Origin of the sequence: Marivita cryptomonadis, assembly GCF_002115725.1 — a bacterium.
Lineage (GTDB): Bacteria > Pseudomonadota > Alphaproteobacteria > Rhodobacterales > Rhodobacteraceae > Marivita > Marivita cryptomonadis.
The window spans coordinates 44,120-66,328 of record NZ_JFKD01000007.1 but is presented as its reverse complement, the minus strand read 5'-3'; the positions used below and the strand labels follow the sequence as shown (position 1 = coordinate 66,328).

The 22,209-nt window shown below is 62.1% G+C and carries 22 protein-coding genes and 1 riboswitch; of the genes, 8 read left to right on the top strand and 14 right to left on the bottom strand.

Annotated elements, in window-relative coordinates; all coding sequences use genetic code 11:
• Window positions 1-15: 15 nt before the first annotated feature.
• The 13 genes from MCRY_RS09440 to mraZ form a co-directional block, all read right to left on the bottom strand.
• Window positions 16-900, bottom strand: a complete 885-nt coding sequence (locus MCRY_RS09440; RefSeq protein ID WP_085629252.1) for a carbon-nitrogen hydrolase family protein — start codon at window positions 898-900, stop codon at window positions 16-18.
• Window positions 897-1,493: a GNAT family N-acetyltransferase gene (locus tag MCRY_RS09435; RefSeq protein ID WP_085629251.1), complete on the bottom strand. Its 597-nt coding sequence runs from the start codon at window positions 1,491-1,493 to the stop codon at window positions 897-899. The genes MCRY_RS09440 and MCRY_RS09435 overlap by 4 nt, the downstream gene beginning before the upstream one ends.
• Window positions 1,493-1,888, bottom strand: a complete 396-nt coding sequence (locus tag MCRY_RS09430; RefSeq protein WP_085629250.1) for a nuclear transport factor 2 family protein — start codon at window positions 1,886-1,888, stop codon at window positions 1,493-1,495. The genes MCRY_RS09435 and MCRY_RS09430 overlap by 1 nt, the downstream gene beginning before the upstream one ends.
• The gene (locus MCRY_RS09425; RefSeq protein WP_085629249.1) at window positions 1,885-2,334 is read right to left on the bottom strand and encodes an arsenate-mycothiol transferase ArsC; all 450 of its coding nucleotides are present in this window, start codon (window positions 2,332-2,334) and stop codon (window positions 1,885-1,887) included. The genes MCRY_RS09430 and MCRY_RS09425 overlap by 4 nt, the downstream gene beginning before the upstream one ends.
• 3 nt (window positions 2,335-2,337) lie before the next feature.
• Entirely contained in the window at window positions 2,338-2,817 is a 480-nt protein-coding gene (locus MCRY_RS09420; protein WP_085629248.1) for a UPF0262 family protein, read from the bottom strand.
• A 68-nt stretch (window positions 2,818-2,885) separates the two neighbouring features.
• Window positions 2,886-4,106, bottom strand: a complete 1,221-nt coding sequence (locus tag MCRY_RS09415) for a Coenzyme F420 hydrogenase/dehydrogenase, beta subunit C-terminal domain (RefSeq protein WP_085629247.1) — start codon at window positions 4,104-4,106, stop codon at window positions 2,886-2,888.
• A 241-nt stretch (window positions 4,107-4,347) separates the two neighbouring features.
• Entirely contained in the window at window positions 4,348-5,430 is a 1,083-nt protein-coding gene (gene mraY / locus MCRY_RS09410) for a phospho-N-acetylmuramoyl-pentapeptide-transferase (protein ID WP_085629246.1), read from the bottom strand.
• A gap of 6 nt (window positions 5,431-5,436) precedes the next feature.
• Complete coding sequence (locus tag MCRY_RS09405; RefSeq protein WP_085629245.1) at window positions 5,437-6,879, bottom strand: UDP-N-acetylmuramoyl-tripeptide--D-alanyl-D-alanine ligase; 1,443 nt, start codon at window positions 6,877-6,879, stop codon at window positions 5,437-5,439.
• Window positions 6,876-8,360, bottom strand: a complete 1,485-nt coding sequence (locus MCRY_RS09400; RefSeq protein ID WP_085629244.1) for a UDP-N-acetylmuramoyl-L-alanyl-D-glutamate--2,6-diaminopimelate ligase — start codon at window positions 8,358-8,360, stop codon at window positions 6,876-6,878. Before MCRY_RS09400 ends, MCRY_RS09405 begins: the two co-directional genes overlap by 4 nt.
• A 44-nt stretch (window positions 8,361-8,404) precedes the next feature.
• Window positions 8,405-10,192: a peptidoglycan D,D-transpeptidase FtsI family protein gene (locus MCRY_RS09395; protein ID WP_085629243.1), complete on the bottom strand. Its 1,788-nt coding sequence runs from the start codon at window positions 10,190-10,192 to the stop codon at window positions 8,405-8,407.
• Window positions 10,189-10,542, bottom strand: a complete 354-nt coding sequence (gene ftsL / locus MCRY_RS09390; RefSeq protein WP_085629242.1) for a cell division protein FtsL — start codon at window positions 10,540-10,542, stop codon at window positions 10,189-10,191. Before ftsL ends, MCRY_RS09395 begins: the two co-directional genes overlap by 4 nt.
• Window positions 10,542-11,534, bottom strand: coding sequence for a 16S rRNA (cytosine(1402)-N(4))-methyltransferase RsmH (rsmH, locus tag MCRY_RS09385; protein ID WP_085629241.1), 993 nt, complete (start codon window positions 11,532-11,534; stop codon window positions 10,542-10,544). The genes ftsL and rsmH overlap by 1 nt, the downstream gene beginning before the upstream one ends.
• 6 nt (window positions 11,535-11,540) lie before the next feature.
• The gene (gene mraZ, locus MCRY_RS09380) at window positions 11,541-12,050 is read right to left on the bottom strand and encodes a division/cell wall cluster transcriptional repressor MraZ (protein WP_171046148.1); all 510 of its coding nucleotides are present in this window, start codon (window positions 12,048-12,050) and stop codon (window positions 11,541-11,543) included.
• A 700-nt stretch (window positions 12,051-12,750) separates the two neighbouring features.
• A riboswitch (cobalamin riboswitch) is annotated at window positions 12,751-12,932 on the top strand.
• Window positions 12,933-13,039: 107 nt separating this feature from the next.
• On the opposite strand from mraZ, the gene MCRY_RS09375 reads away from it, so the two are divergent.
• Genes MCRY_RS09375 through MCRY_RS09350 form a run of 6 tightly spaced genes read left to right on the top strand, consistent with a single transcriptional unit; the run spans window position 13,040 to window position 17,119 of the window.
• Complete coding sequence (locus MCRY_RS09375) at window positions 13,040-14,020, top strand: FecCD family ABC transporter permease (RefSeq protein ID WP_409645151.1); 981 nt, start codon at window positions 13,040-13,042, stop codon at window positions 14,018-14,020.
• The gene (locus MCRY_RS09370; protein WP_085629238.1) at window positions 14,017-14,775 is read left to right on the top strand and encodes an ABC transporter ATP-binding protein; all 759 of its coding nucleotides are present in this window, start codon (window positions 14,017-14,019) and stop codon (window positions 14,773-14,775) included. The genes MCRY_RS09375 and MCRY_RS09370 overlap by 4 nt, the downstream gene beginning before the upstream one ends.
• Window positions 14,772-15,389, top strand: coding sequence for a MotA/TolQ/ExbB proton channel family protein (locus MCRY_RS09365; RefSeq protein WP_085629237.1), 618 nt, complete (start codon window positions 14,772-14,774; stop codon window positions 15,387-15,389). The genes MCRY_RS09370 and MCRY_RS09365 overlap by 4 nt, the downstream gene beginning before the upstream one ends.
• A 1-nt stretch (window position 15,390) precedes the next feature.
• Window positions 15,391-15,765 (top strand): ExbD/TolR family protein, encoded by a 375-nt coding sequence (locus tag MCRY_RS09360; protein WP_085629236.1) that lies wholly within the window; start codon window positions 15,391-15,393, stop codon window positions 15,763-15,765.
• On the top strand, window positions 15,762-16,151 hold the full coding sequence (locus MCRY_RS09355; protein WP_085629235.1) for an ExbD/TolR family protein: 390 nt from the start codon (window positions 15,762-15,764) through the stop codon (window positions 16,149-16,151). Before MCRY_RS09360 ends, MCRY_RS09355 begins: the two co-directional genes overlap by 4 nt.
• Window positions 16,151-17,119, top strand: a complete 969-nt coding sequence (locus MCRY_RS09350; protein ID WP_085629234.1) for an energy transducer TonB — start codon at window positions 16,151-16,153, stop codon at window positions 17,117-17,119. Before MCRY_RS09355 ends, MCRY_RS09350 begins: the two co-directional genes overlap by 1 nt.
• A 27-nt stretch (window positions 17,120-17,146) precedes the next feature.
• On the opposite strand, the gene MCRY_RS09345 is transcribed toward MCRY_RS09350, so the two are convergent.
• Window positions 17,147-18,214, bottom strand: a complete 1,068-nt coding sequence (locus MCRY_RS09345) for an Mrp/NBP35 family ATP-binding protein (protein WP_085629233.1) — start codon at window positions 18,212-18,214, stop codon at window positions 17,147-17,149.
• 226 nt (window positions 18,215-18,440) lie between these two features.
• On the opposite strand from MCRY_RS09345, the gene MCRY_RS09340 reads away from it, so the two are divergent.
• Both MCRY_RS09340 and MCRY_RS09330 read left to right on the top strand, forming a co-directional pair.
• Window positions 18,441-18,659: a DUF1127 domain-containing protein gene (locus MCRY_RS09340; RefSeq protein ID WP_085629436.1), complete on the top strand. Its 219-nt coding sequence runs from the start codon at window positions 18,441-18,443 to the stop codon at window positions 18,657-18,659.
• Window positions 18,660-19,187: 528 nt separating this feature from the next.
• Window positions 19,188-22,121 carry a valine--tRNA ligase gene (locus tag MCRY_RS09330; protein ID WP_085629231.1) on the top strand — a complete coding sequence of 978 codons (2,934 nt, stop codon included), beginning with the start codon at window positions 19,188-19,190 and terminating at the stop codon, window positions 22,119-22,121.
• Window positions 22,122-22,209 lie beyond the last annotated feature (88 nt).

Here is a 22,209-nt window from a genome sequence, read left to right as displayed (position 1 = left end):
TTTATCAAGGCCTATTCAACCCAGTTTCCGCGTTGCGGCAATCACGTCACGTCCCATCTGATCGTCCCAATGCCGCCGGTTGAGGACAACGCCGTCCGCACGCACATGGGCGATCTGCTTCAGATCGATATCGGCATAGGTCCAGCCGGGCTGGTTCAACACGCCTTCCGCAATCACGCCGGTGGGCGGAAACCCGGTGTCGGGCGGTCCGAAAATGCCGCCCATACCCGTGTTTTCATCCACCGCCTCGGACCAATCACATGGCCCGACAGTTGAAGACATGACCGTAACGCACTGATTTTCCAAAGCACGTGCCATCGATCCAATCCGCACACGCGAATAACCAGTCAGTGCTTCGGTGCAGGATGGCACAAGGATCAAATCGGCCTCTGCCATCGCCCGACCAAGCAGTGGAAACTCGCTGTCATAACAGATCAGGATGCCGATCTTGCCCAGCGCCGTGTCGAAGATCTGCAACGGCCCACCCGCCACGACGCCCCATTCTTCACGCTCGAATCGGGTCATGATCTGCTTGTCCTGATGGCCCATACTGCCATCAGGCGCAAAGAATCGCGCTCGGTTCACCGGACGATCGCCCAAAGCTGGATCGAACACAGGGGCCGAGGCCGCCAGTATGTGCACGCCAAACTTCTGCGCCACCGTTGCGTGCAGTGCATCCGCCTCTGGGATCCGGTCAGACACCGCCCTGAGCGACGCCTCAAGGTCCAGCGCCACATCGCGCCCTGCAAGCGTGGCCAATTCCATCGCGCCGTATTCCGGGAACACCAAGAGATCCGCATCAGCGCCGACCGCCTCGCTCACCCAACGAGTCAACTTTTCCTCGTAAGCCTCAAAACTATCGAGAAAATCCATCGCGTATGCGGCTGCGGCAACTTTCATTCTTCATCCTTCCTCAAGGACCGCGTCCAAACCTGCAAAGGCTTCCGTGTCGCGTCTGTCTGGTCGATATCTTTCCACGAAAACCACGCCAAAGCACCGTCCAACGGCGCATAGCCCCGCTTGTGCCAGAACGCATCCAAAGGCCGATAACCGTCTGGCCTCAACGGATGGTCCACAGGCCGAACCACCCCGCAAAACGCCGACACGGTTGCCCCCAATGCCCGTCCATGTGCCTCGCGCAGATCGAAAAACCGATGCCCAACACCGCGTCCGCGATAGTCCGGCAACAACACCGACTCGGCACAGTAGAAGATGTCACCCAGCGCCAGTCCGGTCCCCTCGAAGGCTGCCGCGAAATCATCCGCGTGATCCGCCATCGGCGTGCCGGTGGCTGCTCCGACCAGCTGCGCCCCGTCAAACGCACCCACAAGGATCGCCGCATCCGAGGCTCGATAGGTCTCCAGATACCGCCGCTCGTACTCCAGATCGCCGTCATAGAGATACGGCCAGTCCCGGAACACCCGAATGCGCAGCCCCGCCACATCATCCAGAGCCGCGTCCAGCGCCTCTCCGGTCAGCGCTTCGATCCGCATCACGAAACCTGTTGGGTCCAGTCGCTCAGATTGTAATAGGTCACCACCCGACTGATCTTGCCATCCTGCAACGAAAAGAACGACCCCGCAGGCAGGCGATAGCCCTGCCCCTTGGCTTCGGGAAGCCCGGCATCGGTCGCCAGATAGGTGCCGTTCACCATGTATTCCGCAGCGCCGCGTGCGCCGTCCTCGGCCACAAACACCACCAGTTCGGTCAATGTCTCGTCATAGCACCGCGCCATATGCCCACAGAATTCCTCGAACGCCGCGCGCCCGATCCGCACATTGCCCTCATTCACATGATGCGCCACGTCCTCGGTCAGACAGTCGAGCATCCCTGCAATGTCCTTGCGATTAAACGCATCGAAATACCGCTCAAGTGTCGCCCGGCTCATAGCTGCCCTCCCCATTTTCGTTTCAAATGATCCACCAACTGGTCGCGCGTCTGCCGATAGGCGTTCAGCTTTTGCTCACGCGTTTCGCCAAGACCCGTCGGGTCCATGATCGGCCAGTATTCCACCGTCAGATGATAAAACCGCGTCAGGTCCAGCGCCCGCCGCTGCGACGCAGGAGATAACGCCACGACAAGATCGAACCCCGACAAGGCTTCACCATTCTCTTCCAACTCATCGAAAGACCGCGACCGATGGCGGCTCATTTCGACACCGATCTCATTGCAGACCGAGATGGCGAACCCATCGATCTCAAGGTCATTCACAACGCCGACCGATTGCACATAGGTCTCAAAGCCATAAAGCTTCTTCATGATCCCCTCGGCCATTGGGGACCGCACAGCATTATGATCGCAGCAAAACAGAATCGACTGCGGCAGCGCTTTCAAACCTCAGCCCCCGAAATGCAGGACGCAGACCAAGGTGAACAGGCGCCGTGCGGTGTCGTCATCCACCGTCACCTTACCGTCAAGACGCTCCTGCAGGATGCGGGCGCCTTCGTTGTGAATACCGCGCCGCGCCATGTCGATGGTCTCGATCTGGCTGGGTGGCAGCGTCTTCACCGCATCGAAATAGGATTTGCAGATCTGGAAATAATCCTTCACCACCTGCCGGAACGGCGACAACGAAAGATGAAATTCCGCAGCCTTTTCATGGCTTTCTGTGGTCACATCGAAGACCAGCCGCTTATCGCGGATCGACAGACCCACGTTATACGGCCCCTGTGGTACAGGTCGCCCGTCACGGTCAGGCAGCTCGAACGTGTTGTGTTCCATCAGGTCGAACATCGCCACACGGCGTTCCTGTTCGATCTCGGGTGTGGGCGGGGGCAGATTGCCGTCGTCCAGTTCGATATGGGCAATGCGTGTCATGGGCCGTCTTCCTTGATCTGCACCCCTCCCTAGCGCGCGTTGATATCTCGTGCAATCTGACCTTTGGCCTAACCGCGCGTCTCGTCTTTGTCCGGCAACAGACCATAGCGGGCCGCAACACGCCAGACATGCGGCGGCACCATGTTCTTGATCCGCGCAGGATGTGCGCGCCGCAGGTGCAAAATCGTCTCGATCGCTTTCATTTCCACCCGCGCACGGGCGAACTCCAACCCCCGAGGCCCCGTGCGCGGTTGCAACCACGCCACAATGGGCCGCACCCAGTCAGGCATCCGCCGCAGCGGAAGCCCGCCAGCAGCCCGTTCAGTGTTGGCCATGAACCCTTTAACCGCCGCCTCGCGCTTGCCCTTGTCGGTCAGAGCGCGTCGCACCACCTTGTCGCCCAACCGGTCCAGCACTGCCGTTCCGCGGGCGTTGCGCACGATCAGCCACTGGTCGCCATCGCCGCCCATATAACCCACGGTGATATCCGCCAGCCGGTTGGTATAGTCGACGCAGGTCTTGCAGGTCATCGGAAAGAAATCCGCCGGCAAGTCCGACAGCGGCAGCTTCAGAAACGGCACAAAGCGCGGCTTGCGTCCGTCATCAAACCGCAATTCCACCCGGTAATCCGCGCGGAACTCAAGGTAAGAGACGGTCTCCGGCTTATCATCGAGCCGCGCCAGAAACGCGTGGAAATTCTCGGTTGTGGTGTTGTCGGAACAAGGCGTGCCGATCACCGTGATCTCATCGAACCCAAGCTCAGCCTCCAGCGCCCGCAGCGCATAAATCTGACACGGCACGCCAACCACTGCGATCCGCCGATGCCCAGCCGCCCGTGCAGGCTCAAGCAGCGCCAGAAGCGGCCCGTAGCCCATGCGCATGCCCCGGCACTGGGCCATATCCTCGGCTTCGGTCACGATCACCGGCAGCGGCTTCCAACGGTCCAGCGGATCAGGCGCTGTCGCCAGTACCGCATCCACCGCCCCCGCCCGCAAAAGCTCTGCCGCAAGCCCGGTGGTCAGCCCAGTCCACTGCGCCCCCTCGGCCGCAGGCTCCAGCCGCGCGCGGTACATGGCTTGCGACACGCCAAAAAACGCCTCATCCCCGGCACCGGCGACGCGCCCATGCACAGCCTCCTCAAGGCTCTCGTAATCCGGCTGGATGAACTGGCAGGCTTTCCCGCACGCACGGCCATCGCCCATGCGTGACACGCCGCAATCGGTACAGAGTCCAGCCCGTGGAGCGCCACCTATCTCGGGCACCGTCAGGCCAACACGACCACCATCCATGCAGACTCTCCTCAACGCGACATGTCAACTTTAGTTGACACCCGCATGAAAAGCGAGTCCACGCTTCTTCTTTTTCCAAATATGCAAACACGCCGCACACACAGGCGCACCGCAAGGCAGAAGCGTCACATGCTCACGCGCCCGAGGACGTCGCCAAAGGCGTAAGGACGAGAAAACCAGCGCGCAATTCTATTGCGCTCAATTATCTCGAAAACCGGCTTCCACTTTTCGGATTGAGCGCCTAGCGCACCTTCAGCGTCGCCAACCCGATCAGCGCCAGAATAAGCGAGATGATCCAGAACCGGATCACGATCTGCGGCTCCGCCCAGCCCTTTTTCTCGTAATGGTGATGGATCGGCGCCATCAGGAACACGCGCTTGCCCGTCCGCTTGAAGTACAGCACCTGGATAATCACAGACAGCGCCTCGACCACGAACAAACCGCCGACAATTGCCAGCACGATCTCGTGCTTGGTGGCGACCGCGATGGCCCCCAAGGCACCGCCAAGCGCCAGAGACCCGGTATCGCCCATGAACACAGCTGCAGGCGGCGCATTGTACCACAGGAACCCCAAACCACCGCCGAACAGACCCGCTGTAAAGATAAGGATCTCGCCGGTGCCCGGCACGTAATGCACGTCCAGATATTCGGTAAAATCGACCCGCCCCACCGCATAGGCGATCACCCCCAACGTACCGGCTGCGATCATCACTGGCATGATGGCCAGCCCGTCCAACCCGTCCGTCAGGTTCACCGCATTTGCCGCGCCGACAATGACGATCACCGCAAACGGCACAAACAGATAGCCAAGGTTCAAAAGCGTGTCCTTGAACACCGGGAAGGCCAACTGGTTCGTCAGCTCTTCGGGATGGTATTGCGCGGCCCAGTAGCCCGCGATGGCTGCGATCAGAAAGCCCAGCAAAAGTCGCACCTTACCGGAAACACCTGCAGTGTTCTGCTTCTTTACCTTGGCATAATCATCGGCAAAGCCGATCAGCGCGAAACTCATGGTGACAAACAACACCATCCACACAAACGGGTTGTCCAGCCGCGCCCAAAGCAGCGTCGACGTCAGCAACGCGCCGACGATCAACAAACCACCCATGGTCGGTGTGCCAGCCTTGGAAAAATGCCCTTCAGGCCCGTCCGTGCGGATCGGCTGGCCCTTGCCCTGCCGCTTGCGCAGCACGTTGATCAGCGGCTTGCCGAACAAAAAGCCAAAGATCAGCGCGGTCAGAAACGCGCCCCCGGCGCGGAACGTGATATAGCGAAAGAGGTTGAAGAAGTCCCCCCCGTCCGACAGTGCGGTCAACCAAAACAACATGAACTCTTATCCCTCCGCGTCGTCGCGCGCGTTGCCTTGGCTCATATTGCGGATGGCGTCAACCACGCGGGCCAGCCGCATCGACAGCGATCCCTTGACCATCACCACGTCGCCTGCATCCAACTGGCGCGGCAACCGCGCGGCCATATCGTCCGATGTCTCGAACCACAATCCCCGCCGTTCATCGGGTAGCGCATCGTAGAGGTTCCGCATCAACGGCCCGACGCAATGCACCTTGTCCAACGCTTTGGTCGCGTCCAGATCGGCCAACGCCGCGTGCAAATCCGGCCCGGTCGGCCCCAATTCCTTCATATCGCCCAGCACGGCGATCCGTCGCCCCTTGCTGACCCGGCCCACGTCATGCTGCACAGGGGCTGCGGCAAGAACCGCAAGCGACGCCGCAACCGAGGCCGGATTGGCATTATACGCGTCATCGAACAACGCCAGCGTCGCATTCGGGTCCGCCTCATCCAATTGGATTGTCACATGCGCCCCGCGCCCCGCCCCCGGATGCCAGCGTCCCATCGCCGCCAACGAAAGCGCCCGGTCCAGTTCCAGCACTTCGCAGACCGCCAGAACCGCCGCCCCGTTGATGGCGAAATGCCGCCCCGGCGCGTCGATCTTGTAAAGAAGCTCACCTCCGTCCAACACCGCCTGCGCCACGCTATGCCCGTCGCTTTCCCGGACCGAGGCCACGCGCATGTCGCAGCCTTCGCTTTCGCCGAACGAAACGCTCAGCTGCGCCGTCTCAGCCGCCCGCGCCTGCAAGATCCTGCTGGTCGGCAGATCCCCGTTCCAGATCGCCACGCCGCCGGGCTCCAACCCATCAAAGATCGACGCCTTTTCATGCGCGATCCCGTCAATACTTTCGAACGCCTCAAGGTGCGCTGGCGCAACGATGGTCACCATGGCCACATGCGGGCGTGCGATCCGGCTCAGCGGCGCGATCTCACCGGGGTGGTTCATCCCAATCTCGATCACCGCGAATTCTGCATCACGCGGCATCCGCGCCAGTGTGAGCGGCACACCCCAATGGTTGTTATAGCTGGCCTCTGCCGCGTGTACGGTGCCATGGGCGCTTAGAACCGTGCGCAACATTTCCTTGGTCGAGGTTTTGCCGACCGATCCTGTTACTCCAACCACCTTGGCCTGTGTCCGCGCCCGCGACGCACGCCCCAAAGCCTCAAGCCCAGCCTGAACGTCGTCCACGATCACCAGCGGCGCATCTTCGGCCACACCTTCAGGCACACGGGCCACCAAGGCCGCCGCAGCCCCCTTTTCCAACGCCTGTGCGACAAAGTCATGCCCATCACGTGCCGCCGTCAAGGCGACGAACAAATCCCCCGGCTGGATCGTCCGCGTGTCGATCGACACACCCCTCGCTGTCCAATCACCGGTGACGCGACCACCCGTCGCCGCTGCCGCCTCTGCGCTTGTCCAAAGGGTCATGCCAGTTTCCCGTCCAAAGCTGCCACGGCCACGCTGGCCTGTTCCACATCGTCAAACGGATAAACCGTGTCGCCCACGATCTGCCCTGTCTCGTGCCCCTTGCCGCAGATGAGCAGAGCATCGCCCGGACCCACCGCATCGACACCGCGCAGGATCGCCTCGGCTCGATCACCTACCTCTGTTGCCTCGGGCGCGCCTTCCAGCACAGCCGCCCGGATCAAGGCCGGGTCTTCGCTGCGCGGGTTGTCATCGGTCACGATCACCTGATCAGCAAATTCCGCAGCCGCCGCCCCCATCAGGGGCCGCTTGCCGGGGTCACGGTCGCCCCCAGCACCGATGATCGCCACCAAACGGCCCATGACATGCGGCCGGATCGCCTGACAGGCGGTCGCCACCGCATCGGGCGTGTGCGCATAATCCACGTAAACCGCAGCGCCAGTGTCGCGCGTCGCCGCCAGTTGCATCCGGCCACGTACGGTTTCCAATTCAGGCAAGACCGCAAACACCCGGTCCGGAGTCACGCCGCTCGCGATCACCAAACCCACGGCGACCATAACGTTTTCCGCCTGAAATCCGCCGACAAGGTTCAGTCGGGACTGAAAGGTCTCTCCCCCGAACTTGATCCGCACGTCCTGCCCGGTGGCGTCAAAGCGCTGTCCCAGCAGCACCATGTCCGCGCCGGTGTCACGGCCCACTGTCATGGTTTCTTGGCCCCGCGCCCGCGCGATGGCAAGCATGTCCACACCGCGTGCATCGTCGATATTGATCACGGCGATCCCGTCTTCGGGCAGGACACGGGCAAACAGCCCCGCCTTCGCGTCGAAATACGCCTCAAAGCTGTCGTGGTAATCCAGATGGTCTTGCGTGAAATTCGTGAACCCAGCCGCGCGCAGGTTCACCCCGTCCAAACGCCTCTGCGCCAACCCATGCGAGGACGCCTCCATTGCGGCATGGTCGATCCCGGCCTCCGCCGCACCCGCCAAGGCACGGTGCAGCGTGATCGGTTCAGGCGTGGTATGCATGAGGGGCGCCTGCCAGTCGCCCTCAACACCCGTGGTGCCAAGATTGACCGCAGGTATTCCCAGCAATTGCCAGATCCGCCGCACGAAACTGGCCACGCTCGTCTTGCCATTGGTCCCGGTGACCGCAACCATCGTGTCGGGCTGCTGTTCAAACCAAAGCGCCGCACAAAACGCCAAGGTTTGGCGCGGATCGGCAGCGATCACCACTGCTGCGGTCGATCCCGCAAGCTCGTCCTTGGCGATCTCGGCGCCTTCGACATCGGTCAGGATGGCCGCAGCCCCCATACGCAGTGCGTATTGGATAAACTCGCCACCATGCATCTTTGTGCCCGGCAGCGCCGCAAACAGGTATCCCTCTTTGACATCCCGGCTGTCCACCGCAAGCCCGGTGACAATCGCATCCGCGCCGCCGCGCGCCGTCAGCCCCAGCGCGCTCAGGCTTTTGCCCTTTGCTGCCATGACGACCCCCTCGTGTTCTTGATCCCGATCAGGGGCGGATGCCCTCAGTTCGAGGTGTTGATGATGCCCGTCAATTGCCGCGTTTCGACCTCCGGACGCAAGCCCAGAAGCGGCGCAACGCGGCGGATCATTTCAGCGGCGACAGGAACAGCCGTCCAGCCTGCGGTGCGTCGTGGCTTCGTGCCGCTGGTCTCGACCGGTTCATCCAGTGTCACGATCAACACGTATTTCGGATCGTTGGTCGGGAACACCGACGCGAAGGTATTGATCACCTTGTCGTCGTAATACCCGCCACCGCGCGCCTTGGGTTTGTCAGCCGTTCCGGTTTTCCCACCAACGAAATACCCCGGCACCTCGCCAAAACTGGCGGTGCCCTCGGTCACAACTTTCCGAAGCATATCAACAGATTGCCGTGCGGTGCGTTCCGACATCAAGCGCGGACCCAGCTTGGCCCCGCTCTGCTTGAGAAGCGTCGGCTCGACCTTGTACCCGCCATTTGCGATCGCGGCATAGCCAGCAGCCAGATGCAGCGGGCTCGACGACAGGCCGTGACCGTAAGAGATTGTCACGCTCGACAGGTCGGTCCAACGCTGCGGCAGCAACGGCTTGCCCCCTGCCGCTTCGACAATCTCCAAGGGCGTCGGCTCGAAGAACCCCAACCCTTTCAGAAACTCCTGCTGACGCTGCGCGCCGATCGCCAAGGCCAGACGCCCGGTGCCCCGGTTCGAGCTTTTGACGATGATGTCCGAGACCGACAAAGGTCCGTAATTCTTGTTGTTGAATTCACCGATCTTGAACCCCCCAACCTTCATCGGGCCGGACGTATCGATCACGGTTTCCGGGTTCACCAACCCCAAATCAAGCGCCTGCGCAGACGCGAAAACCTTGAAGGTCGATCCCAGCTCGTACACGCCCTGCACGGCACGGTTGAACAGCGGGCTGTCCGCAGCCTCGCCTTGGGTCAGCGGGCGCGGGCGATCATTCGGATCGAAATCCGGCAGGGACGCAATGGCGATCACCTCACCTGTGTAGATATCCATCAACACGCTGGCAGCACCCTTGGCATTCATCAGGTTCATGCCGCCCTGAAGCACACGTTCGGTCGCGGCCTGAATCGTCAGGTCCAGAGACAGCTCAAGTGGCGCACCCTCACGCGCCGGGTCACGCAGTTCATCATCAAAGAATTTCTCGATACCTGCAGTGCCGATTACTTCAGCAGAATGAACCCCTTCCCGGCCAAAGCTCGCTCCGCCAAGGATGTGTGATGCCAGCGCTCCATTGGGATAAAGCCGCATCTCACGTGGCCCGAACAACAACCCTGGCTCACCGATATCGTGCACCTTTTGCTTTTGCTCGGGGCTCAGTTTTCGACGCACCCACATGAACTTACGGTTGCCAGTGAAGTCTTTGCGCAAACGTTCTTCATTAAGCTCAGGAAAAATCTTGACCAATTCCGATGCTGTACGGACTGGATCAACCATCTGCTGCGGATGTGCATACAGCGAGAAGGTCTCCATGTTGGTCGCCAGAATACGGCCCTGACGGTCGACAATATCCGCCCGACTGGCGATGATCGACGCACCCGTGGCCTGCGCGCGTGGCTCTTCCGGCTCGGATGCCGCCAGCGTGCCCATCCGCGCCCCAACCACTCCAAAGGCACAAAAGAACATCACCGCCATAACCAACAACCGTCCCTCGGCCCGCGACCGCGCCTTATCGCGCATCTGTTCGTGGCGAATCCTCAGGTTCTCACGCTCGATGGCGTCGGGGTTTTCGCCCTTGCGGCGGGCATCCAGAATGCGCGCCAAAGGCCGAAGCGGCGTGCGGATCATGGTTCTTGCTCCTGTGCGCCTGCGCTTGAGATTTCGACCGGGTCGGTGATCGGCAGCTCGGGTGGTTGCGGATAGGCGATCTGATCCACGCGCCCGAACTGATCCGGCTCAAGCGGCATCAGCCCCAGACGCTCAAAGTTCACCTCTGCCAGATCCCGCAGCCGGTCCGGGCGGTTCAGATAGGCCCATTCCGCCCGCAACACCGCCAAGCGCGCCCGCGCTTCGGCAATTTCACCGCGCACCGCTTGCGCGTCACCCAACGCAGCCTGCGTCTTGTAATTCTCGTGATACGCCCAGAACGCCGCCCCGATGACAGTCAGAAACGTCAGGACATACAACAGGGAACGCATCAGCGGTCCTCCTTCAGTTGAGGCAAGGCAATCTGTCCCGCGTCGATGTCTCCGGCGGGCGCATCGGTGCGCCGCGCAACACGCAGCTTGGCCGATCGCGATCTTGGATTGACCGCCAATTCGTCATCATCGGGACCAACCGCCTTACGGGTCACGATCTTGAACGCGGGGGTTTCGGCTTCGATTTCAGGCGCATAGCGATTGGCCCGTCCCGATTGACCGCCGCGCGCCTGCAAGAACCGTTTGACCATCCGATCCTCGACCGAATGAAAGCTGACCACGGCCAGCAATCCGCCGGGCTTCAGCGCCCGTTCGGCAGCCATCAAGCCCTGCATCAACGCGCCATATTCATCGTTCACCGCAATCCGCAGCGCCTGAAAACTGCGCGTTGCCGGGTGGGACTGCCCTGGCTTGGGGCGCGGCAGGCAGGATTCGACGATCCGGGTCAGTTCCAACGTCCGCGTGATCGGCGCAACTTTCCGCGCCGCGACAATCGCCTTGGCGATCCGGCGCGAGGCGCGTTCTTCACCGTATGTATAAAGAATATCCGCAATATCGAACTCGTCCGCCGTATTCACGATATCCGCCGCCGAAGGTCCGTCCTGCCCCATCCGCATGTCCAACGGTCCGTCCTTCATGAAGGAAAACCCGCGCTCCGCCAAATCCAACTGCATCGACGACACACCAAGGTCCAACACAACCCCGTCCACACCATACGCGATCTCGTCCATCTCGGCAAAATTCGCGCGGTGCAATTCGATCCGGCCCTCAAATTCCGGCAACCAAGACGCGGCCATCTCATGCGCCAGCGGATCGCGATCAATGCCGATGACTTTGTCGGCCCCGGCCTCGATCAAACCGCGCGCATAGCCACCAGCGCCAAAGGTGCCATCAACCCAAACACCTGTGACCGGCGCCACCGCCCGCAAGAGCGGAGCAAGAAGGACGGGAATGTGTGGGTCAGTCGAAGGGGAAGCAGCGGCAGCAGACATATCCGATCAGCCCCCCGGCTGCTGGTCCAGGAAGATGAGCGGATCGACATCGTCGGGCAGCTCGTCCAGCCACTCGTCGGTTGCAGCCTGCTCCTCTGCCTCGAAGGTCTCGGGATCCCAGATCTGGAACGTGTCGCCTGCACCGATGAAGAACGCCTCGGAACTCAACCCGATCTTCTCGCGCAGCTTGGCCGGCAGCACCAGCCGCCCGGTCTCATCAACACTGGTCGCGTGGGATTGGCCGTTGAACAACCGTTGCAGCATCTTGCGCTCGACCGATCCCCGTGGGAGCGCTTCGATCTTTTCGTCCACCTCTTCGATGGCCTCGACCGTATAACATTCAAGATATTTGCGGCGCTTGTCGCCGTAGACAATAACCAGCTCGGGATTCAAACCATCCGTATACGCGGGATCGCCCGCCTCGAGGACACGACGAAACGAGGCCGGGATAGACACCCTGCCCTTGCCATCAACCTTGTGATGACTTTCGCCTCTGAACCTCAGTCTACGGGTCACTGCCCTACTGGTCCTTTCATGCCTCTTGTCCCTGGAAACGGAAACGGCGGGTTGATCTGCTGCCACTGATCAACCCGCCGTCCGTGTCCCGTCTCCGGGAAGTCCGACTGCGCGCGCCACCTGGGGGGATGTCTGCTCGCCCGCGCGCCGGATCTCTGTGTTCGATGAAAGCGGGTGCCTGTATGAAACCTGCTTTTTTTATTTATTTGGATACCGCGTCGAGGTCTGTGTTGCCTCGTTTGCTGTTCCTGCTCTCATCTCGTGCATTAGGGATGCCATGGGAAAGTATGGGTCGCAACAGTTTTTTATGGGAATTTGCATCCATATGCTGTTTGCGCGCCCTTCCAGAAACTGCATCTGGTGGATAAGTGATCGATTTTTGGCAAAATACGCCACAAGGCGCAGAAACAAATACTATATATAGACAAGTACGGCACGCAGGATTGTTGCCCATAATTTCCCACATCCGCAACAAACAAACCAAGAACATCACCAAATCGCAATGGCTGGAAACTCCAAATCCAACGATTTTTCCCGAATTTCCACCCGAATCAACCCAATGATTCGACTTGTCGCACAAGGCCCTGGCAATCCGTCCCATCTTTTCCCATGCCCAATCCCACCTATTCCCATGCCCGCCCCACACGCGACCCATACGCACCCGAAGTTCACCAAAGCTTGCAATGCAAACAGCCCGGTTGTACGCCAAAGAGGTCATGGTCCGGGCAACCCCCGGTGAAAAGGGAACGTGGTGAAATCCCACGACTGCCCCCGCAACTGTAAACGGCGAGCGTGTTCGGCATATGCCACTGGGAAACCGGGAAGGCCCGATACACGCCCCGACCCGCAAGTCAGGAGACCTGCCGTGACAGATCACCCTACACTCGCGCGGGGTGCGCGGGCTGTGACGGTACTCCGGTGTGGTGACAGTCACCGCCTTTGGGCATGTCCCGAAGGCTTGATATGTTCGATGCGCGGGAGGCAGAGCGGTGAAGCTCTTTAGTGCGCTGATGGTTTTGACAGTGGCGATGTTCCTCGCATCGCTCTTTGTCGGCTATGCGGCGATCTCTGTTCCCGAAGGCCTGTCAGCGCTGTTTGGCAGGGGCAACCCGCTTTACGTGACGATCATGCAGGACATCCGCCTGCCGCGCGCGCTGCTGGCGGCAATGGTTGGCGTGTCGCTCGGCCTTGCTGGTGCCGCGATGCAGGGGTTCTTGCGTAACCCTTTGGCCGAACCCGGTTTGATCGGCGTGTCCGGCTCGGCCGCCCTGGGGGCGGTGATCGCTCTGCAAACCGGGCTGGCCGCCACCTTTGCGCTGGCGCTGCCGATCACGGCACTCAGCTTTGCCGCGTTGGCCGTTGGCCTGATCCTGCTGCTGGCGGGTCCGCGCGGGTCGTCGTTAACCCTGATCCTTGCAGGCATCGCCGTGTCGGCCTTTGCCGCCGCCCTGACATCCCTGACGCTGAACCTCTCCCCCAACCCCTATGCCGCGTCCGAGATCATGTTCTGGATGATGGGCTCGGTCGCCAACCGTGCCATGAGCCATGTCTGGCTGGCGCTGCCGATCATGACGCTGGGCTGGATCGCACTGGCCGGACTGGGCCGCGGCCTTGACGCACTGACATTGGGCGAAGACGCTGCCGAAGCCTTGGGCATCTCGCTCTCTCGCCTGCGCCTGCAACTGCTGTTCGGCACCGCTGCCGCCGTGGGTGCAGCAACTGCAATGGCCGGAGCGGTGGGGTTTGTCGGTCTGGTCGTGCCGCACATCCTGCGCCGCTTTGCCCATGGTCGTCCCTCGACCCTGCTCTGGGCCTCAGCGCTTGGTGGGGCCGCGATGGTGCTGGCCTCCGACCTGACAACACGGCTTGTTCTGCCGGACCGCGACCTGAAACTCGGCGTCGTCATGGCCCTGATCGGCGCACCGCTGTTTCTGCACCTTATATATAAGACACGGAGGGAAATCGCATGACCCTCCTGTCCGTGCAGAACCTCACCGTCCGGCGCGGCGAATGCCCGGTGGTCGATGCCGCATCTCTGGTCATAGGTCCCGGAGAATGTGTCGGCCTGATCGGCCCCAATGGCGCGGGCAAAACCTCGCTTCTGCGCGGTGCGCTGGGTCTCTTGACGTATGAGGGCACCAGCAGCCTGGCCGCTCTCTCGCCAAAGCAGCGCGCCGCCCAAGCCGCATGGCTGCCCCAGACACGCGAAATCGCGTGGCCAATGAGCGTGGAGCGGATCGTGGCCCTTGGTCGCCTGCCCTATCTCGCGCGTGGCGCACGGCTCAGCCCAACCGACCAAACCGCCGTCGATGCCGCCCTGACCCGCATGGGCCTGCAAAACTACCGCACCCGTCTGGCCACCGCTCTGTCCGGCGGCGAACAGGCCCGCGTGTTGATCGCGCGGACACTGGCACAGGACACGCCACTGCTGATGGCCGATGAACCCATCGCCGGGCTGGACCCAGCCGCACAGATTGCCACGCTTCAGGTGTTCAAGACATTGGCCCAAGAGGGGCGCGCCGTGCTCACGTCTTTACACGACCTGTCGCTTGCGGGACGTTATTGCACCCGTCTCATTCTGCTCGGCGCGGGCCGCATTATTGCCGACGGCGCGCCGCGCGATGTGCTGACGCCTGCCCTTCTGGCAGAGGTGTTTCGCCTTGAGGCAGAGGTGATCGACACACCACAAGGCCCAATCGTCCAGCCACTGGGGGTGCTGACATGACAGACATCATCGCGTTTCTGAACGTCGGCGGACCCGCGCTTTGGGTAATCACGGGCCTCAGCGTCATCACCCTTGGCCTGATCCTGTGGAAGTTGTGGCGGTTGTCGCTCATGGGCGCATGGCGGCGTGACGCAACCGAAGCCGCTGTTGACCAATGGCAACGCGGCCAGCACGACAGCGCCCTGTCCAGCCTGCGCCAGCGCACCGGCCTGCGCGCCCGCGTCGTCAAAGCAGCCATGCAAGCCAGCCAGACACTGCCCCCCGAAGACGCCCGCGACGAGACCACCCGCGTCGCCCGTGGCGCGCTGATGGATGCAGGCAGCGGCCTGCGCGCGCTGGACCTCATTGCAACCATTGCGCCGCTGGTGGGCCTACTGGGCACCGTTCTGGGCATGATCGACGCGTTCCAAGCCTTGCAAGACAGCGGCGCCCGCGCCGACCCCTCGGCCCTAGCCGGCGGTATCTGGGAGGCGCTTTTGACCACCGCTGCCGGCATGGCCGTGGCGATCCCCGCGTCAATGGCGCTCAGCTGGTTCGACAGTATCAATGACCGCCTCGCCCATGATTTCGATGATCTGGCGACCCGCATTCTGACCAAAGGCAAACAGGGCTGACATGTTGAACCTTGCGCATCAGACACGCCGCCGCCGCATCGGGTTGACCCCGATGATCGACGTCGTGTTTCTGCTGCTGGTGTTCTTCATGCTGGCTGCCCGGTTCGGCGTGACCGATGCCATCCCGGTCACGCTATCGGGTGGTGCAGCACAGCCCTATGACGGCCCGCCGCGCCTGATCACCGTACTGCCCGATGCGCTGCGCGTAAATGGTATCGACACCACCGATCCGGTCGCCAGCCTGACGCCCCTCATGGGCACGCAGACCGACATCATCCTGCTCCGCGCCCGCGACGGCGCCTCGGTCCAGCATCTGCTGGATGTCATGGGCACCCTGCGCCGCGCAGGCTGGACAAACCTTGTGGTGTTGGAATGAGACGCGCACCGCTCATTGCCCCGCGCCCAAGGCGCGCCTCGCGCGAACCGGTCGTGCCGATGATCAACGTGGTCTTTCTGCTGCTCATCTTTTTTCTGATGACCGCGCAGATCGTGCCACCCGCACCCTTTGACCTGACCCTGCCGAACGCCAGCGGCGACGAAGACACGGGCCAGACCGCACTCTATATCAACGCGACGGGCGAAATCGCGTTTGCCACTGCGCGTGGCGATGCTGCTTTGGCGCGGGCGGTTGCTGCGACACAGGACACGCCGCTGCGCCTTTACGCCGACGCACGCCTTCCTGCCGCCACTCTGGCACAGGTGCTGACGCAGCTTGCACAACTTGGTGCCGAGCGGGTCGAGATCGTGACGGAGGGCGGCTGATGCGGATCATGGAGCTCACCGCCTTCATCGCCCTTTCAGGCGCATTGCACGCCGCAACTCTGGTCGTCGCCCCCTTCCCCGGTGGCGGCAGCAGCGGCGGCCAAGGCGGCACGGCCGATGTCACCCTACAAGCCGCAACCCCGACGCTGGCCGCGATGGTACAAGACTGGGACCGGGTGCCCGAGGTGAGCGACGCGCCAGCTTTGGCCGTACCGGACGCGACAACACCGCCGGTCCGCCCAGCGCAGGACATGGCCCCGGCTCCGCGCCCTCAGATCGCCGCCCTTGCGGCCCCAAACACAGCACGTGATGTGCCACGGATCGACACCCGCTTGCCCGCACCACCAGTGCCGTTCGCGGCCCCCGCCCCCGATGCACTGCCTTTGCCCAAGGCAAACGCAACAGCCATGCCGAACACTCCTCGCGCCGAAAGCGATGTGCGCCCATCAGCGCCGGTGCAGCCGCGCGTCACCGACAGCGCGCCCACCATGCCAAAGGTGGACAGCACCCCCGCCGCCCCGCGCATTGCGCCGCTGGCCTCACTGCGTCCAGAAAGCCGCCCCGAACGCCGGGTCGCTGCACCAAGCGCCGCGCGTCCGGCCCAAACGGCCAAAGGCAACGGCGCAAAACCCGTCACCGCCGCGGCACCAGCACGCGCGGCACCGGTGGCAAAAGGCCCGTCGGCTGCGCAACTCGCGCGTTTGGAACAGCAATGGGGTGCACAGATCACATCGGCGCTCCGGCGCGCGCACAGGCCACCGCGCGGGGTCGCGGGAACGGTGAAACTGGTGATTGCCATAACGCCTGCAGGGCACGTAGCTGGCGTGTCTCTTGCTGGGTCTTCAGGCAACACTCGTCTGGATCAGGCCGCTTTGGCTGCGGTCAAACGCGCACGGTTTCCGCGGGCTCCCGAGGGTTTGAATAAATCCAGCTACCGGTTCAGCCAACGTCTGACCGTCTCGCGGTGACGCTGCGTCGACGCAGCGCGCCCCGGCTCAGGCCATGCCGCCCTTGATCAACCCGTCGGCCAGCTTGGCATAGGCCTCGGCCATCGGCCCTTCTCCTGCCGCAACCGGCACACCGCCATCTCCGGCCAGCCGTGTGTCCAGATCCAGAGGCAATTGCGCCAGCAAAGGCACACCCCGCGCCGAGGCCTCGGCAACCGTGCCGCCCGATCCAAAGATGTGGCTTTGCCCACCGCAATGCGGGCACGTGAAAACGGCCATGTTCTCGATCAGGCCCAGCACCGGGGTTTTCAACGTATCGAACATGTCGAGCGCCTTACGGGCATCCAGCAGCGCCACATCCTGTGGGGTCGAGACCACGATGGCCCCGGACACCTGCGCCTTTTGGCACAGGGTCATTGCCACGTCGCCCGTGCCGGGCGGCAAATCGACCAGCAAAACATCGAGTTCGCCCCAAGCCACTTGGCTCAGCATCTGCTGTAGCGCGCCCATCAACATCGGCCCGCGCCAGACCACCGCCTTTTCCTCGGGCAGCATCAAACCAATAGACATGACGGTGACACCATGGGCGGTCAGCGGAATGATCGTCTGCCCATCCGGGCTGTGCGGCTTTTGCGACACGCCCATCATGCGCGGCTGGCTCGGGCCGTAGATATCGGCGTCAAGCAGCCCAACCCGGCGCCCCGCCCGCGCCAATGCCACGGCAAGGTTCGAGGACACGGTGGATTTGCCAACTCCCCCCTTCCCCGAGCCGATCGCCAAAATCCGCGCGACGCCCGACGGCTTCAAAGACCCCGCCTGCGGTTTCATGTGACCGCCGATCTTGAGCCCCGAGGGTGGTTTCGCAGCTGGACCATGCGCGGTCAGCGCCACTGTCACCTGTGAGACACCCGGCAATTCCGCGACAACGGCCTCGGCCGCCTTGCGCACGGGCTCCATCAGGCGGGCGATTTCGGGTGATGGGGCTTCGATGACAAAGCGGACGGCGGTCCCGTCGATCTGAATCGCCCGGACCAGATCAGCGGAAATCAGGTCTTTGCCATCTGGAATCGCGACACGGGCCAGCGCTGCGCGAATCTCTTCGGTCGTTACGGACATGCCCAACCTTTCATCTTTGTGTCACAGAGATGACAGTCTCATTGCGCAGCTTCAACCACCTGCATGGGAATTAGGCCTGTTAGCGCAAAACGCACAAATTTGAACCATTTGCCCTATGCAATTGCTGCATAGCAGCATTGAAGCAAATTCGTATTGTGCAACCGCAGCATTCGCCTATCTTTGTCTCAAGCGAACGGAAACACAGAAATTCGAACAGAGCAGACACATGGCATACGAAACAAACAGTCTCGGCGCGGTCGGCAATGGCATCATGGATCGGGTCAACACCCTGATCGCAGATTATCGCGCCAAAGCGGCACGCCGCAAGATCTACCGTGACACCCTGCGCGAACTGAGCGCGTTGTCGCATCGCGAATTGTGCGATCTTGGATTGAACCATTCCGAGATCAAGCGCGTTGCATATCAGGCAGCTTACGAAAGCTGAACGACATTCGGTGAGCATGGCCTTCGGGCCCCTTACCACACTGGCTCGGCATCCTCTCCTCCTCCCTGGATGTCGTGATCCCGACGGTGGCACCTCTCCTCCTCCCTGGTGCCACCGTCACAAGTTTCGGGCTAACGCCCACACTGGCTCGGCATCCTCTCCTCCTCCCTGGATGCCGTGAACTCGACGGTGGCACCTCTCCTCCTCCCTGGTGTCACCGTCACAAATTTCGGGCTGATGCCCACACAAGATCGGCGTCCTCTCCTCCTCCCTGGATGCCGTGAACTGGAAACGGTGGTGCCTCTCCTCCCTTGGCACCACCGTTTTTTTCGTTCTGGGGGACCGCCTTGCGAAACGTGGCGCCACGGGATTTCGAAATCCCATGCCCAAGGTCCTTCGAAGGACCTTTCCCGATCCCGCCATTTTCCCGCCTGCCTTGGGTTTTCCTTTCCCCGCCCATTCGCTAGATGAGGCGCAACGGAATTCATGCGGCCCCATCAGGGCTGCACAAAAGCGGGAACTGACCCCATGGCGATGGAAAAGACATTCGACGCGAGCGAGGCCGAGGCGCGGCTTTACAAGGCGTGGGAAGACAGCGGTGCCTTCCAGGCGGGCGCCAATGCCTCGCGCGAGGACACGTTCTGCGTGATGATCCCGCCGCCCAACGTGACCGGGTCGCTGCATATGGGCCACGCCTTCAACAACACGTTGCAGGATATCCTCGTCCGCTGGCACCGGATGCGCGGCTTCGACACGCTGTGGCAGCCGGGCACCGACCATGCGGGCATCGCCACGCAGATGGTCACCGAACGCGAGATGGCCGCCAATGGCGAACCAAGCCGTCGCGAGATGGGGCGCGAGGCGTTTCTGGACCGCGTCTGGCAGCAGAAGGTCAAATCACGCGGCACGATCATCGGGCAGCTCAAGCGCCTTGGCGCATCCGCCGACTGGTCGCGCGAGGCGTTCACCATGGGCGGTGCTGCCGGGGACCCGGATCGCGGCAATGGGCCGAACTTCCACGATGCCGTGATCAAAGTCTTTGTCGACATGTACAACAAGGGGCTGATCTATCGCGGCAAGCGGTTGGTCAACTGGGACCCGCATTTCGAGACCGCGATTTCGGATCTCGAGGTCGAGAATATCGAGAACCCCGGCCATATGTGGCACTTCAAATACCCGCTCGCGGGGGGCGCCACCTATACCTATATCGAAAAGGACGAGGACGGGACTATCGTGCTGGAGGAAGAGCGCGACTATATCTCCATCGCCACGACGCGCCCCGAAACCATGCTGGGCGACGGCGCTGTTGCGGTTCATCCGTCGGATGAGCGGTATGCGCCAATCGTCGGAAAGCTTTGCGAGATTCCGGTTGGACCCAAGGAACACCGCCGCCTGATCCCGATCATCACTGATGAATACCCCGACCCCACCTTTGGTTCGGGCGCGGTGAAGATCACCGGCGCGCATGACTTCAACGACTACGGTGTCGCCAAGCGCGGGAACATCCCCTGCTACCGCCTCATGGACACCAAAGCGCACATGCGTGACGACGGTGCGCCCTATGAAGAGGCGGCATTGGTCGCGGGTGCCGTGGCGCGCGGCGAACGCACGCTGACCGAGGCGGAAACCGACGCGCTGAACCTTGTGCCAGATCACCTGCGCGGATTGGACCGGTTCGAGGCGCGCAAGGCCGTGATCGACGAAATCACCGCCGAAGGTTTGGCGGTGATGGTCCCTGTCACCGATCCGCGTCTTGGCTCGCCCAAAGCGCCAGTCGCCCCCGAAGAGGGTGGCGAAGCCCGCGAAGATACGCTGGTGCCGCTGGTCGAAGCCAAGCCGATCATGCAGCCTTTCGGCGACCGCTCCAAGGTGGTGATCGAACCGATGCTCACCGACCAATGGTTCGTGGACGCCGATAAGATCGTCGGCCCCGCATTGGAGGCCGTGCGCTCGGGTGAGGTCAAGATCGTGCCGGAGTCGGGCGAAAAGACCTATTTCCATTGGCTTGAGAATATCGAACCGTGGTGCATCTCGCGCCAGCTTTGGTGGGGGCATCAGATCCCGGTTTGGTTCGACGCCGACGGTAACCAATACTGCGCGCCGACCGAGGCCGAAGCGCAGGCGATGGCGGGCGACGGTGTTGAATTGACCCGCGACCCCGACGTTCTGGACACGTGGTTCTCCTCCGGTCTCTGGCCGATCGGCACATTGGGTTGGCCCGAGCAAACACCGGAACTGACCAAGTATTTCCCGACCAGCGTTCTGGTGACCGGGCAGGACATCCTGTTCTTCTGGGTCGCGCGGATGATGATGATGCAGTTGGCCGTGGTCGACCAGATTCCGTTCAAGGATGTCTACCTGCACGGCCTCGTCCGCGACGCCAAGGGCAAGAAGATGTCCAAGTCACTGGGCAATGTGGTTGATCCGCTTGAGATCATTGACGAATACGGCGCGGACGCGCTGCGCTTTACCAATGCGGCGATGGCCTCGCTTGGGGGTGTGCTGAAACTCGATATGCAGCGGATCGCGGGCTACCGGAACTTCGGCACGAAGCTTTGGAATGCGACGCGCTTTGCCGAAATGAACGGTGTGTTCGAGAACCGGACCCCCAGCGCCGACATCCCCAAGGCCACCGCAACGGTGAACCAGTGGATCATTGGTGAAACCGCCCGCGTGCGTGCCGAGGTGGATGCAGCCCTTGATGCCTACCGCTTCGATGACGCTGCAGCAGCGCTCTACCGCTTCGTCTGGGGCAAGGTCTGCGACTGGTATGTGGAATTCTCCAAGCCGCTGCTGCTGGACGAAGGCCCGCAAACGGCGGAAACAAAGGCCACCATGGCGTGGGTCATCGACCAGTGTCTGATCCTGTTGCACCCGATCATGCCCTTCATGACCGAAGAGCTGTGGGCGGTCACTGGCGACCGGTCGAAGATGCTCGTCCATGCCGACTGGCCGACCTATGGCGCCGACCTGATCGACGCAGAAGCCGACCGCGAGATGAACTGGGTGATCGGTCTGATCGAGGGCATCCGGTCCGCACGGCAGCAGATGCACGTGCCAGTGGGCCTCTATCTGCCGCTGGTGGTCAAGGATATGGGCGATGCCGCAAAAGCCGCATGGGACCGCAACGAGGTGCTGATCAAGCGTCTGGCGCGGATCGACGAATTGACCGTAGTCGATGCCTTCCCCAAGGGCTGCGCCACCGTGCCAATGGACGGCGCGACGTTTGGTCTGCCGCTGGCGGATATCATCGACGTGGCCGAGGAAAAGGCCCGTTTGGAGAAGTCGCTGCAAAAGCTCGCCAAAGAGATCGGCGGCATGAAAGGGCGTTTGGGCAACCCGAAATTCGTTGAATCGGCCCCGGATGAGGTGGTCGAGGAAACCCGCGCCAACCTTGCAGCGCGTGAGGACGAAGCGGCCAAGTTGCAAGAGGCGATGGACCGGCTGGCCGAGTTGGGGTGATCCCACACACCACCCGATTCCAAACTTAAAAGGGTCGGACAGGACGCCATGCCCTGCCCGACCCACGCCGGACGCCCGGTCGGGCAAA